General features: G+C 69.7%; 11 protein-coding genes. 7 read left to right on the top strand and 4 right to left on the bottom strand.

Features of this window, described 5'->3' with window-relative positions; genetic code table 11:
• Entirely contained in the window at positions 1–1,170 is a 1,170-nt protein-coding gene (locus HD600_RS14575; protein ID WP_241731907.1) for a glycoside hydrolase family 3 N-terminal domain-containing protein, read from the top strand.
• Here HD600_RS14575 and HD600_RS14570 read toward each other — a convergent pair.
• The 3 genes from HD600_RS14570 to HD600_RS14560 are packed head-to-tail and all read right to left on the bottom strand — an operon-like array spanning position 1,074 to position 3,746.
• The gene (locus HD600_RS14570; RefSeq protein ID WP_260980514.1) at positions 1,074–2,024 is read right to left on the bottom strand and encodes an NUDIX hydrolase; all 951 of its coding nucleotides are present in this window, start codon (positions 2,022–2,024) and stop codon (positions 1,074–1,076) included. The two genes, HD600_RS14575 and HD600_RS14570, sit on opposite strands and share 97 nt — an antisense overlap.
• A 7-nt stretch (positions 2,025–2,031) precedes the next feature.
• The gene (locus HD600_RS14565; RefSeq protein ID WP_184284520.1) at positions 2,032–3,057 is read right to left on the bottom strand and encodes an App1 family protein phosphatidate phosphatase; all 1,026 of its coding nucleotides are present in this window, start codon (positions 3,055–3,057) and stop codon (positions 2,032–2,034) included.
• A 5-nt stretch (positions 3,058–3,062) separates the two neighbouring features.
• Complete coding sequence (locus tag HD600_RS14560) at positions 3,063–3,746, bottom strand: VTT domain-containing protein (RefSeq protein WP_184284518.1); 684 nt, start codon at positions 3,744–3,746, stop codon at positions 3,063–3,065.
• Between the two features lie 31 nt (positions 3,747–3,777).
• On the opposite strand from HD600_RS14560, the gene HD600_RS14555 reads away from it, so the two are divergent.
• The 6 genes from HD600_RS14555 to HD600_RS14530 all read left to right on the top strand — a co-directional run bounded on the left by HD600_RS14555 (position 3,778) and on the right by HD600_RS14530 (position 12,560).
• On the top strand, positions 3,778–5,073 hold the full coding sequence (locus HD600_RS14555) for an anthranilate synthase component I family protein (RefSeq protein WP_338402250.1): 1,296 nt from the start codon (positions 3,778–3,780) through the stop codon (positions 5,071–5,073).
• Positions 5,074–5,132: 59 nt separating this feature from the next.
• Entirely contained in the window at positions 5,133–7,712 is a 2,580-nt protein-coding gene (leuS, locus tag HD600_RS14550; RefSeq protein ID WP_184284516.1) for a leucine--tRNA ligase, read from the top strand.
• 114 nt (positions 7,713–7,826) lie between these two features.
• Positions 7,827–8,465 (top strand): ComEA family DNA-binding protein, encoded by a 639-nt coding sequence (locus HD600_RS14545; protein WP_260980513.1) that lies wholly within the window; start codon positions 7,827–7,829, stop codon positions 8,463–8,465.
• Positions 8,462–10,795: a ComEC/Rec2 family competence protein gene (locus tag HD600_RS14540; RefSeq protein ID WP_184284514.1), complete on the top strand. Its 2,334-nt coding sequence runs from the start codon at positions 8,462–8,464 to the stop codon at positions 10,793–10,795. The genes HD600_RS14545 and HD600_RS14540 overlap by 4 nt, the downstream gene beginning before the upstream one ends.
• A gap of 9 nt (positions 10,796–10,804) precedes the next feature.
• Positions 10,805–11,842 carry a DNA polymerase III subunit delta gene (holA, locus tag HD600_RS14535; RefSeq protein ID WP_184284512.1) on the top strand — a complete coding sequence of 346 codons (1,038 nt, stop codon included), beginning with the start codon at positions 10,805–10,807 and terminating at the stop codon, positions 11,840–11,842.
• Positions 11,843–11,870: 28 nt separating this feature from the next.
• On the top strand, positions 11,871–12,560 hold the full coding sequence (locus tag HD600_RS14530; protein ID WP_184284509.1) for a histidine phosphatase family protein: 690 nt from the start codon (positions 11,871–11,873) through the stop codon (positions 12,558–12,560).
• Positions 12,561–13,084: 524 nt separating this feature from the next.
• On the opposite strand, the gene rpsT is transcribed toward HD600_RS14530, so the two are convergent.
• Positions 13,085–13,345 carry a 30S ribosomal protein S20 gene (rpsT, locus tag HD600_RS14525; RefSeq protein ID WP_144796475.1) on the bottom strand — a complete coding sequence of 87 codons (261 nt, stop codon included), beginning with the start codon at positions 13,343–13,345 and terminating at the stop codon, positions 13,085–13,087.
• Positions 13,346–13,477: the final 132 nt, after the last annotated feature.

Raw genomic sequence — 13,477 nt, 5'->3', positions numbered from 1 at the left:
ATGCGCCGGCTGCTGCTGGGGCCCGCGGCGGTCCTGGTCGCGCTGGCGCTCGGGGCAGCACCTGCGGCGGCACAACGGCAGCCCACCGCGCTGCCGGACTCCGCAGCCGGCGGTCCGGCCGCTCAGGCTGCGGGCATCGTCGAGGCGATGACCACGCAGGAGCGGGCGGCCAGCATCGTGATGGGGCACATACCGACTCAGGACGCCGCCGAGCTCACCGGATACATGCAGTCGAGCGGTATCGGCGGTTTCATCCTCATGGGCGCGAACGTGCCGGGCAGCCAGGCGGAGGTCCGCACGGTGACCTCCGCCGTGTCCGAGGGGATCGAGGTGCCCCCGCTGATCGCGATCGACCAGGAGGGCGGCGATGTGTCGCGGCTCTCCTGGGACGCGTTCCCGGCAGCCCGCACTCTGAAGGAGTCGTCGCCCGCTGAGACCGGTGCCGCCTTCGCCTCGCGTGCCGCCCTCGTCGCCGCGGCAGGGGCGAACGTCAACTTCGGCGTCGTCGCCGACACCACGCCGGACGCTTCGTCGTTCATCTTCGGGCGATCGCTCGGGGCGGACCCGGTGTTGGCGGCGGACCGGGTCGCTGCGGCGGTCACGGCGGAGGAACCGCTCGTCGCATCCACCCTGAAGCATTTCCCCGGCCACGGCGCGGCGCCCGGGGACTCCCACGAACTGATCCCGTCCACGACGGAGACGTTGGAGCGGTGGCGTGAGAGCGATGCCCTCCCGTTCATCGCGGGCATCGACGCCGGCGCATCCCTGCTGATGTTCGGCCACCTCGCCTACACCGCGGTCGATGACGCGCCGGCCTCACTGTCCGAGCGCTGGCACGAGATCGCACGCGACGAGTTGGGCTTCGAGGGAGTCATCGTCACGGATGATCTCGGCATGCTGCTCTCCACCGGGATGCCCGAGTACGCCGACCCCGTCCGCAACGCGGTGCGGGCAGTGGCCGCGGGAACCGACCTCGTGCTCATGATCGTGCACTCGACCCCCGAGACTGCCGCGCAGCTCGCCGCGGGAATCGCGACCGCCGTCGAGGATGGTGAGATCGCCGAGGAGCGGCTTCAGGACGCCGCGGAACGCGTGATGACGCTGCGGCTGGAGCTCGCGGCATCCGGCGCCGTCTGGGCACCCTGCGACGACTGCGAACCCGCGTCCTGATCCGAGCCGAACCACGCGTCGAGGATCCGCGCCCGCAGCGCGTTGCCGCGTTCGGCGAACGCGCGCTGCCTTCGAACGTACTCTGCCTTGCCCTCCGGCGTCTCGATCCGCACAGGCACGACGCCCCAGGCCGACAGGTCGTACGGTGCGGCCTCCATGTCGAGGAGGCGGATGTCGCGGGCGAGTTCGAACGTGTCGAGCAGGAGCTCACCGGGAACGAGCGGCCCCAGCTTCATCGCCCACTTGTACAGATCCATCCCCGCGTGCAGGCATCCCGGCTGTTCGAACACCGGCTGATCGTCGCGCGTCAGCGGCTGCCGGTTGCGCGGCACGGCATCCGGGGTGAAGAACCGGAACGCGTCGAAATGCGTGCAGCGCAGATCGTGCGCCTCGACGACGGCGTCCGTGCCCGATTGTCCGAGGCGCAGCGGTGCCGGATGCCGGTGCTCGTCTTCGCGATAGACCATCGCCCACTCGTGCAGCCCGAAGCAGCCGAACTGTCCGGGTCGTGCCGCCGTCCGGCGCAGCATCCGCTCGATGAGGGCGGCGAGCGGCGCCTTCTGCTGGGCGAACGCCTCGGCGTCGGGAACGACCGACTCCGGCCGTGACCCGGGGGAGTACCAGCGCCAGCCCGCACGCTCCGGTGCATCTTCGAGCTGGACACCCGCGCCGGGGTGCCAGCGGCGCAATTGCGAGGGCGAGTACGAGTAGTAGGTGAACAGGAAGTCCCAGACCGGGTGTTTCACGCCACCGGCCGCCCGGTCCCGGTGCGCGGCGGTGAGCGCGTCGGCGCGGACCTGATGGGCGTGTTCACGCGCCGCCCAGGTGTCGTGAGGAAGAGACTCGATCGGCACGGCGTCCTCAGTGCAGGATGCCGACGTCGGTGAGCTGCTCGCGGAGACCTGCGCCGTCCGAGGCGGCCACCCACGGTGCGGTGTCCTCAGAATGGTCATCGGACGACGCGCGACCACCGGCGAGCACCGCCTCGGCGGTGGAGAGCTGCCGGATGGCGACGCCGGCGACGCATTGCGGGTGCTCGTTCATGAACTCGGTATAGATCGCCTCGTCGTGCTGTCCGTCGTCGCCGATGAGGAGCCATCTGACGTGCGGGAACTCCTCGGCGAGGCGCCGGAGGTTGATCAGCTTGTGCTCGCGCCCGCTGCGGAACCAGCGGTCATGCGTCGGGCCCCAGTCCGTCAGCAGCATGGCACCGCTGGGGAAGAGATGCCGACTCATGAAGCGGCTGAGCGTCGGCGCCACGTTCCACGCACCCGTCGACAGGTAGATCATCGGGGAGCCGGGATGCTGACGCATGAGCTGTTCGAGGAGGACCGCCATGCCCGGAACGGGAAGGCGGGCGTGCTCGTCGACGACGAACGAGTTCCACGCGGCGACGAACGGGCGGGGGAGCGCGGTCACCATCACCGTGTCGTCGATGTCGGAGAGAACGCCGAAGGTGACGTCGTCGCCGACGATGAAGGCGGAGCCCTCGATGGGCTTCTGGGCCTCGACCGACATCGTGAACGTCTGCCAGCCCGGATCGAGGTCCGCCTTGATGACGGTGTCGATGACGCCGCCGCGATCCGCCGTCACCTCGTGCCGCTGACCGGCGATGACGACGTCGGCGCGAGCGAAGCCCACGGGGATCCCGACGAAACTGCGCCAGCCCCGAACCGACGCGTACTCGCCGTCGGCGTTGGGACGACGGGGCGGAACGATCAGCACTCGCCCGACGACGCGCACCCAGCCCGTGCCGCCGTATCCGGCGAAGGGCAGAACGGTCGCGGTGCGGCCCCGACGACGCGCTCTGCTCTCGCGCCAGACGTGCACGCGGTGCTCGAGGCGCGCGAACCAGTGGATCCGGGTCTTGGCGCGGTCTTCGGACATCGCCCTCAGTCTTTCACGTCCGATGACGCACCGTCGCCCTCCTGGTCTTCGACGACGCGCATGTGCCGTGCCTCCCAGTGCGAGAGGAGCTTCTTGCCCACATAGGCCAGCAGGAGGAAGAGCACGATCACGCCGACGAAGATGTATCCGGCGTAGTGGACCTGGTCGACGAGCTCCCGGAAACCGCCGGCGGCCAGGGAGGTGATGCTCACATAGGCGGCGGCCCAGATGACGCAGGCCGGTGTGGTCCAGGCGAGGAATCGGCGGTACGAGTACGTGCTCATCCCGACGGTGAGGGGAACGAGCGAGTGCAGCACGGGGAGGAACCGGGAGAGGAAGATGGCGAGACCGCCGCGCCGTTCGAGGTAGAGCTCGGCCTTCGCCCAGTTCTTCTCACCGATGCGGCGTCCGACCCAGGACCGGCGGATGCGCGGCCCGAGCCAGCGCCCGAGGCCGAAGCCGATGCTCTCTCCGATGAGCGCGCCGATCACGACGGCGACGACCATCGCGACGGTCTCCAGGGGGCCCTCGACGCCGATCGAGGCGATGATGACGACGGTGTCGCCGGGCACGAGCAGGCCGATGAGGATGCTGGTCTCCAACAGGACGGCGAGACCGGCGATCAGCGTTCGGGCGACCGGATCGACCGCCTGCACGGTATCCAGTATCCAGAGCAGGAAATCGTCCACGTCATGAGGATACGCACCCTACGCTGAGATCGTGCTCCGTGATCCGCTGCTCGCCGTTCGTCGTGTGAGCGCGACAGTCGACCTGCCCGCGCTTTTCGTCGATGTCGCAGCGTCCTGTCCGGACGTCTTCTGGCTGGATGCTGGCGCGGGGGCCGTCGAAGGGTGGAGCATCCTCGGGACGGGGGTGCCGGATGCCGCAGGCCCTGGCCACGTACGGCTCGACGAGGCTGAGACAGCGGAGGCCGGGGAGCCCCCGTTCCGAGGTGGCTGGATCGGCTGGCTCGACTACGACAGCGGTGCACGTGCGGTCGGGGCGCCGGCGGCACAAGCCGAGGGGCGACCGGCGTGGCTGCGGGTGACAGCAGCGGTCGCGGTGGACCATTCGACCGGAGCGGTGTGGCACCTCGGTGATCGCCTCCCTGAGCCTGCCGCGCACCGCGATCTCGGCGCTGAGGGTGAGGCTGACGTGCCGGTCTTGCGCACGGCATCCGCTCGCCACACCCCGGATGAGTACGCCGCGCTGATCGGACGATGCCGCGAGGCCATCCGGGCCGGAGACGCCTATCAGCTGTGTCTGACGACGCGGTTCGAGGTCCCCGGCGCTCATGACGCCGTCGCCACCTATCTGCGCCTGCGCACCGCGACGCCCGCGCACCACGGTGGTTTCGTACGGATCGACGACCGCGCCCTTCTCAGTGCGAGCCCCGAGACCTTCCTGCACGCGGCGGGCGGTCGCATCCGCACCCGACCGATCAAGGGCACCCGACCTCGAGGCGCCGACGCCGTCTCGGATGCTGCGCTCGCCGCCGAGCTCGTGGCCAGTCCGAAGGAGCGCGCCGAGAACGTCATGATCGTCGACCTCATGCGAAACGATCTGTCCCGGGTCTGCGAGCCCGGCTCCGTCCGTGTCGAAGGCCTGTGGGAGGTCGAGTCCTATCCCGCCGTGCACCAGCTGGTCAGCACGGTGAGCGGCAGGGCCGCGGCGGGCCTGACCGTCGCGCGCCTGTGGGAGGCGGCCTTCCCCGCCGGCAGCATGACGGGAGCGCCCAAGCTGTCGGCCATGACGCTCCTGCATGAGCTGGAATCCGGGCGACCCCGCGGTGTGTACAGCGGCTGCTTCGGCTTCGTCGGTGCCGATGGCGCGATGGATCTCGCGATGGTGATCCGGACGATCGTCATCGACGGGGATGGAGCCGCGATCGGTGCGGGGGGAGGGATCACGTGGGGGTCCGAGGCCGATGCGGAGGTCGACGAGGTCGCCACCAAGGCCAGGGCGCCGCTCGCGGCGCTCGGGGCGGAGCTTCCCGGAGCCTGGCGACGCGGGTGATCCGATATCCTGGAAGTTCCTGACTTTTGTGCAGTCCGCCTCCTGAGATTGGCCATTCGTTGTCTGAATTCCCCGCTTCCACCACCGAGCCCGCCGACGAGTCCACGTCGCCGCACGCCATCCAAGCCAAGTGGCAGAAGTACTGGGCCGACAACGACACGTTCCTCGCAGGAGGGGCGGACGACAACAGGCCGCGCAAGTTCGTGCTGGCGATGTTCCCGTACCCCTCGGGCGACCTGCACATGGGGCACGCCGAGAACTACCTCTACTCCGACATCGTCGCGAGGTTCTGGCGTCACCGCGGGCACAACGTCCTGAACCCGATCGGGTGGGACTCGTTCGGCCTCCCGGCCGAGAACGCGGCGATCCGCCGCGGAGCCGACCCGCGGGAGTGGACCTACCTGAACATCGATCAGCAGAAGGCCGGTTTCAAGGCGTACGGCGTCTCGTTCGACTGGACCCGTGAGCTGCACACGTCCGATCCCGAGTACTACCACTGGAACCAGTGGCTCTTCCTGCAGCTGCACGAGCGCGGACTCGCGTACCGCAAGAAGAGCCCGGTCAACTGGTGCCCCAACGACCAGACGGTCCTGGCGAACGAGCAGGTCGTCGACGGCCGTTGCGAGCGCTGCGGTGCCGAGGTCGTGAAGAAGAAGCTCACGCAGTGGTACTTCAAGATCACCGACTACGCCGACCGGCTGCTCGACGACCTGAACCAGTTGGAGGGCCGCTGGCCCCACAAGGTGCTGCAGATGCAGCGCAACTGGATCGGACGCTCGGTCGGCGCCGACGTCGACTTCCGCATCGAGGGGCGCGACGAGCCGGTGACGGTGTTCACGACTCGCCCTGACACGCTGCACGGCGCGACGTTCTTCGTCGTCGCGCCGGACTCCGACCTCGCCGCCGAGCTCGCCGCCGGCGCCCCCGGCGAGGTGCGCATGGCGTTCCAGGACTACCTGGAGAAGGTGCAGAAGACCACCGACATCGACCGGCAGTCGACCGATCGCCCGAAGACGGGTGTGTTCCTCGAGCGCTTCGCCATCAACCCCGTCAACGGTGAGCGCCTGCCGATCTGGGCCGCGGACTACGTGCTGGCCGATTACGGTCACGGCGCTGTCATGGCCGTCCCCGCCCACGACCAGCGCGACCTCGACTTCGCGCGCGCCTTCGACCTGCCCGTCAAGGTCGTCGTTGACACGACAGCCCCGGTGACCGGTGCCATGCCGGTCATCGACCTCGACGAGGACGGCGTGCCGATCGAGCCGACGGACGACCTCGACGAACAGCACCCGGCCAAGACCGGCGTCGCGTTGTCCGGCGAGGGCCGGATGATCAACTCCGGCGACCTGAACGGTCTCTCCAAGCGCAACGCCGTCGCTCGCGCGATCGAGCAGCTCACGGCTGCGGGAACAGGACGTGCAGCCAAGAACTACCGCCTTCGTGACTGGCTCATCTCCCGCCAGCGGTTCTGGGGCACACCGATCCCGATGCTGCACCACGAGGACGGGTCGGTCACTCCGGTGCCCGCCGAGCAGTTGCCGGTCAAGCTGCCGAGCGTCGAAGGACTCGACCTCTCGCCGAAGGGCTCGTCGCCGCTCGGTGCGGCCGAGTCATGGGTGCGTACGGTGGACCCCGAGACGGGTGACCCCGTGCTGCGGGATCCCGACACGATGGACACCTTCGTCGACAGCTCCTGGTACTTCCTGCGATTCCTCTCGCCGAACAGCGATCAGTTCGCCTTCGACCCGGCTGAGGCGTCCCGCTGGGCTCCGGTCGATTCGTACATCGGTGGTGTCGAGCACGCGATCCTGCACCTGCTGTACGCGCGCTTCATCACCAAGGTGCTCTTCGACATGGGCCTGATCGACTTCACCGAGCCGTTCTCCAGCCTCATCAACCAGGGCATGGTGATCCTCAACGGTGCGAAGATGTCCAAGAGCAAGGGCAACCTCGTGCTCTTCCAGGAGGAGCTCGACAAGCACGGAGCCGACGCGTTGCGCACCGGGCTCGCGTTCGCGGGGCCCGTGGAGGACGACAAGGACTGGGCCGACGTCTCCACGACGGGTGCGCAGAAGTTCCTCGCGCGCGCCCTGCGGCTGAGCCGTGAGGTGTCGAGCCCGGTCGACGTGCTGTTCAAGGACGGGGATGCGGCGCTGCGCCGCGGAACGCACAAGCTGCTGGCCGACGCCCCTGCGTTGGTCGAGCAGACGAAGTTCAACGTCCTGGTGGCGCGCCTGATGGAGCTCGTCAACCTCACGCGCAAGACGGTCGATTCAGGATCCGGCGCCGGCGACCCCGCCGTGCGCGAGGCGCTCGAGACGGTCGCCGTGATGCTCGACCTCATCGCCCCGCACACCGCGGAGGAGATGTGGGAGGCGCTCGGGCACGAGCCGTCCGTCGGACTGGTCGCGTGGCGTCAGGCCGACCCCGCGCTGCTGGTGGAGGACACCATCACCGCCGTCGCTCAGGTCAACGGCAAGGTGCGCGCGCAGTTCGAGGTGTCGGCGAAGATCTCGGCCGACGAGCTCGAGTCGCTCGCACGCTCCGACGAGCGGGTGGTGCGAGCGATCGGTGACAAGGAGATCGTGAAGGTGATCGTCCGCGCCCCGAAGCTCGTGAACTTCGCCGTCAAGGGCTGAGGCCGGGCCGCACGCGTCCCGGGTGCATTCTGCACACGAGATGCGGCGTCTCGGTTGTCCACCGGCGAGGTGACCGCTGCGACGGTCGTCGGTTGCGCGCTCTAGCGTGGCGGGGTGCCAGCGAGTGATTCCGCGCCTGAACCGGCGCGTTCGCGTCTCCGGTTGAGCATCGGCGCGGCCGTGGTGCTCGGCCTCGTCGTCCTGTCGGCGGCGGTCGGGCTCGGGATCATGCGCGGGCAGGCCGCGCCGACGCAGACCGTGCAGATCGACGCGGCCGACGAGGGCGGCGAGAGCGATGTCTCGAGCGGGGCCGCCCACGATGGCGAGGACCTGTACGTCCACGTGCTGGGGCAGGTCACGGCGCCGGGCCTGTACGTGCTCGACCCGCAGTCCAGGGTGGTCGACGCGATCGCGGCGGCCGGAGGCACGCTCGAGGACGCGGATCTCCAGGCGGTGAACCTCGCCCGCCCGCTCAGCGACGGCGAGCAACTGATCGTTCCGGTGATCGGTGCCGATCCGATCGAGACGAGCGGCGCAGGAGGGACCGGCGCCACCCCTGGCGGGGTGATCGACCTCAACAGCGCAGATCTCGCGACGCTGGAGACTCTGCCGAGGATCGGCCCCGCACTCGCGCAGCGCATCATCGACTGGCGCGAGACGAACGGACGGTTCGGCTCGGTCGATGACCTCATCGCCGTACCCGGCATCGGCGAGAAGCTGCTCGCGGGGCTGCGCGACCTGGTGCGGGTATGAGCGGTCCGAGTGGGCGTCGTGATCTGCGTCTCGTGCCTGTTGCGGCATCCGTATGGGCGACGGCGCTCGTGTGCGTCCATCTGCCTCGTCTCTCCTGGTGGGTGGTGTGCCTCGGCGTCGCCTCGGGGATCGGTGTGCTGGTTCTCGCACGTCTGCCGCGACCGGGGCTGCAGGGTCGTGGCGGCCTCGCCCTCGTCGCGGTGCTCGGGTGTGCGGCCGTGGCGCTGACCGCCGCGCTCGCTGTTCCAGAGCGGGACGCTGCGCACGACCTGGACGGGCGCGTCGCGGAGGTGATCGGCGAGATCTCGTCATCCACGAGCACTGGGCGCGACGGTCGTCTCTGGTTCGACGTCGACACGGTTCACGCCGGAACTCTGGGCGCTCCTGAGCGCGTCGCAGCGCCCGTGCGCGCGGGGGTCGACCCGGTGGATGGTCTCGACCCCGGAGCCGTCGTCCGGATCACCGGTGACGTCATGGCTACGGATCCGGGCGAGCGCGCCGCTGCGGTGGTCTTCGGGATGCGCGTCGAGATCCTCAGACCTGCAGAGGGCGTGCTCGGTGTCGCCGCGCAGGTGCGCGAGGACTTCGTCACCCGCGCCACTCGTCTGCCCGAGCCGGGGGCGGGGTTGCTCCCCGGACTCGCCGTGGGGGACACGCGGGCAGTCTCGGAGGACCTGAACGCGGCGATGCTGACCAGCGGACTCAGTCATCTCACCGCAGTCAGCGGGGCCAATTGCGCGATCGTCGTCGGCGCGGTCTTCTGGCTGACCGGGCTCTGCGGCGGTGGGCGGCGCCTGCGGATCGGGCTCGCGCTGACGGCTCTGGCGGCATTCGTCGTTCTCGTCACCCCGGAGCCGAGCGTGATCCGCGCCGCGGTGATGGCGGCCCTCGCCATGCTCAGTCTGCTCTGCGGACGTCCGAGCGCCGGCCTCGGGCTGTTGTGCCTCGCGGCGATCGGCATCCTCATCGCGGATCCGTGGCTGGCGGCGACGCCGGGGTTCGCGCTGTCCGCAGCGGCGACCGCCGCCCTGATCGTTCTCGCGCCGCCGTTGGCACGCGGAATAGCGCGCTGGATGCCGGCTCCGCTCGCCTTCGCCGTGGCGGTGCCCCTCGCCGCGCAACTGGCGTGCGGTCCGATCATCGCCCTGTTCGCCGAGCAGCAATCACTGATCGGCATCCCGGCGAACATGCTCGCGGACCCGGTTGCGCCGGTCGCCACAGTCGTCGGCCTGCTGGCCTGCCTGGCCGCCCCCGTTCCGCCGCTGGCCGACCTGTTCGCCGCGTCCGCCTGGTTGCCGTCCGCCTGGATCGCGACGACCGCGACTGTCTCCGCCGGCGTCCCCGGTGGCGCGGCGCTCGTGGTCCCCGGTCTCGGTGCCGCGGCGGTGGTCGCGGTGCTCAGCGCAGCGATCGGCATCCTGCTCGCCGGGGTGTCGCCGCTGCGTGGAGCCGCTGATCTGTGGTCGCGCCGGGCATCGACCGCGGTTGTGATCGTCGCCTGCGGCCTTCTCTCCGGGAGGGCACTGCTCGCGGGGCCACTGGTCACCGCCACGGTTCCGCAGGGCTGGTCAATCGCGGCGTGCGACGTCGGACAGGGGGACGGATTGGTCGTCCGTTCCGGAGAGCGGATCGCCCTGGTCGACACGGGGGAGGACCCCGCGCTCCTGGAGTCATGTCTCCAGGCGCTCGGGGTGCAGCGGATCGATCTGCTCGTCCTCAGCCACTTCGACGCGGATCATGTCGGGGCTGTGAGTGCTGTGGTCGGACGAGTGGGAGTGGTGGTGCACGGGCCGACCGGCTCCGAGCGCGACGTCGACGTGCTGACGGCACTCGAGGAGGCCGGCGCGACGCTTGTGCCTGGTGCCACCGGCCTGCACGGCGTGCTGGGAGATGCGAAGTGGCGAGTGCTCTGGCCGCGGGCAGGATCGGCGGCCTTCCCGCCGGGAAACGACGCCAGTGTCGTCGTGGAGTTCGACGGTGGGGGCATTCCGCGGTCGCTCTTCCTCGGCGACCTCTCGGCTGTGCCGCAACGGATGCTGGCCGGTCAGCTGCGCGGCACCTACGCGGTCGTGAAGGTCGCCCACCACGGCAGCGCCGACCAGGACCCCGCGCTGTATGCGCAGGTCCAGCCGACGGTCGCGATCTTCAGCGCCGGTGTGGGCAACGATTACGGTCATCCGCGCCACGAGACGGTCGCGCTCACCGAAGCCACCGGTGCGGCGTCACTGCGCACGGACACGCAGGGGCGCATCCTCATCGGGCTCGAGGGTGCGGCGCTCACGGTGTGGACGGAGCGGGCGGACGCCTCGGATGTCGACGACCCCGAGTAGGCTCGGATCATGCCTGCTCCGCGTTCCTCAGCCCGTGGTGGAGTGAAAGCGTCGAAGGTTCCGCAGGTCTCCTGGCGTGATCCTCGGCCCGCGCCTGTCGTCCTCGTCTCCGGCCCGGAGGAGGTCTGCGCTGAGCGCGCGATCGCCGGCATCCGGGACTATCTGCGCGCCGAGGATCCCGCGCTCGAGGTCAGCGACGTCCGCGCCGATGACTACGCTCCCGGTACGCTGCTCACCCTCACGTCGCCGTCGCTGTTCGGTGAGCCGCGCCTCGTCCGGGTCTCCGGTGTCGAGAAGTGCACGGACGCGTTCATCCAGGAAGCCGTCTCCTACCTCGAGAACCCGCAAGAGGGCGCGACCGTCATCCTGCGCCACACCAGCGCGAGCGTACGGGGCAAGAAGCTGCTCGACGCGTTGCGCGGCGGGAAGGGCGACGGCATCGAGATCGCCTGCCCGACGGTCAAGCGCGACAGCGACCGTGTCGACTTCGCAGCGGGGGAGTTCTCCTCCGCTCGTCGGCGGATCGCGCCGAACGCACTGCGCGCACTCGTCTCGGCGTTCGCCGACGATCTCACCGAGCTCGCCTCCGCCTGCCAACAGCTCATCCGCGACGTCGACGGCGACATCACCGAGGAAACAGTGACCAAGTACTACGGCGGGCGCGTCGAGGTCTCCGCGTTCGTCGTCGCCGACACGGCGATCGCCGGCCGATACGGAGACGCGCTCGTCGCGCTGCGGCACGCCCTCGACTCCGGTGCCGATCCCGTCCCCATGGTCGCGGCGTTCGCCATGAAGCTGCGGACGATGGCCAAGGTCGCCGGCCACCGTGAACCCAGTCGCAGCCTCGCGCAGCGGCTGGGCATGAAGGACTGGCAGATCGACCGTGCGCGGCGCGACCTGAGCGGCTGGAACGAGCGATCGCTCGGCCTGGCGATCCAGGCGACGGCCCGCGCGGATGCCGAGGTCAAGGGCGCCGCGCGCGACCCGATCTTCGCGCTCGAGCGGATGGTGACCGTGATCGCCACCCGCACGCCGTTCGGGGAATGACCCGCTGTCTCGACCGTAGGGTGGAGGCATGAGACTCCTGCTGATCCGACACGGCCAGACCCCCAGCAACGTCGCCGGCGCACTCGACACCGCGCGCCCGGGAGCCGGACTCACGGCACTCGGCCACGCGCAGGCCGCCGCGATCCCCGACGTGCTCGGCACGGAGCGCCTCGACGGACTGCACGCGTCCGTGCTCACACGAACCCAGCTCACTGCGCAACCGCTCGCCGCCGCCCGAGGGTTGGACATCGTCGTGCGCGAAGGTCTGGAGGAGATCTCGGCCGGGGCGTTCGAGATGCAGTCGCACGCCGAGGCGGTGCACGCGTACATCGAGTCCGGTCTGCGATGGGCAGGGGGTGACCTCCACCACAGCGTCGACGGCGGTGAGACGGGGGCGGCGTTCTTCGACCGCTTCGACGCCGCCATCGCCGAGATCGCCGACACGAACGATGCGGCCGCCGTCGTCAGTCACGGTGCGGCGATCCGGGTGTGGGCGTCGACGCGTGCCGTGAACGTCGCATCGGAGGAGGCCGTGCAGCGGCGGCTGATGAACACCGGCATGTGCGTACTCGAGGGCGACCCGGACAGCGGGTGGCTCCTCCAGCGCTGGCACGAGGAGCCCCTCGGTGGGATCGAGCTCGAGGATCGGTTCGCTCAGGACGTCACCGGCGAGCCGGAAGAAGCCGATGCCGTCATCGCGGAGGACTCCCGCCGGTAAGCCCGAGGCGCCGGGGATCCGCCTCCGCATCCGGCATCCGTCATCCGGCATCCGCATCCGGCATCCTCGCCCGTCATCCTTCCACTCTCCCACCCGCACGGATGCAGGGGCGAAGCGCGCCTGCAGGGCACGATCCCGGGGTTTCGCCCTGCAGGCGTGCCCGGGTCCTGCATCCGTGCGTCTCGCGGCCGGGGAGGGTACCGTCTCGGTCGCGTCGAAACCTTCGGTGTCCGGCATCCGTCATCCGTCATCCGCATCCGGCATCCGGCCGCTCTCCCACCCGCACGGATGCAGGGGCGAAGCACGCCTGCAGGGCGGGATCCCGGCGTGTCGCCCTGCATCCGTGCCCAGGCCCTGCATCCGTGCGCTCCGCAGATGGCACGGACTGCGGATGGCGCGGACCGACAGATGGGGACGGACGAGCAGAACGGGCGGGATAGTCCGGATGCCGATCCGAGAGCGGCCCGGAAACGCCGAAGGCCCGCCACCCGTGAGACGGGGGCGGACCTTCGATCAGATGCGGCTCAGAGAGCGGCGACCTGCTTGGCGATGGCCGACTTGCGGTTCGCTGCCTGGTTCTCGTGGATGACGCCCTTGCTGACGGCCTTGTCGAGCTTCTTCGAGGTGACCTTCAGCGACGCCTCGGCGGCGGCCTTGTCACCCTTGGCGACGGCTTCGCGGGTGCTGCGGACGAGCGTCTTGAGCTCGGACTTGACAGCCTTGTTGCGGAGGCGAGCCTTCTCGTTGGTCTTGTTGCGCTTGATCTGCGACTTGATGTTTGCCACGCGTGGAAACTTTCGTTCAGGGATGGATGGGATGTGTCGTAGGCAGGAAGAGGGCTGCCATCCGACGGTCGTGAGGGAAGAACCCACACGCAAGCCAAGAATCGAGTCTACCAGGTCCGCGCACGTCATGTT

Source organism: Microbacterium ginsengiterrae, from assembly GCF_014205075.1.
GTDB lineage: Bacteria > Actinomycetota > Actinomycetes > Actinomycetales > Microbacteriaceae > Microbacterium > Microbacterium ginsengiterrae.
Note: the sequence above shows the minus strand (reverse complement) of the source record. Positions and strands in the feature narration are given on the sequence as shown.

Coding starts and splice junctions, on each gene's coding strand:
- HD600_RS14575 (WP_241731907.1), top strand. CDS start 1: ATGCGCCGGCTGCTGCTGGGGCCCGCGGCGGTCCTGGTCGCGCTGGCG.
- HD600_RS14565 (WP_184284520.1), bottom strand. CDS start 3,057: ATGTCCGAAGACCGCGCCAAGACCCGGATCCACTGGTTCGCGCGCCTC.
- HD600_RS14540 (WP_184284514.1), top strand. CDS start 8,462: ATGAGCGGTCCGAGTGGGCGTCGTGATCTGCGTCTCGTGCCTGTTGCG.
- holA (WP_184284512.1), top strand. CDS start 10,805: ATGCCTGCTCCGCGTTCCTCAGCCCGTGGTGGAGTGAAAGCGTCGAAG.
- HD600_RS14530 (WP_184284509.1), top strand. CDS start 11,871: ATGAGACTCCTGCTGATCCGACACGGCCAGACCCCCAGCAACGTCGCC.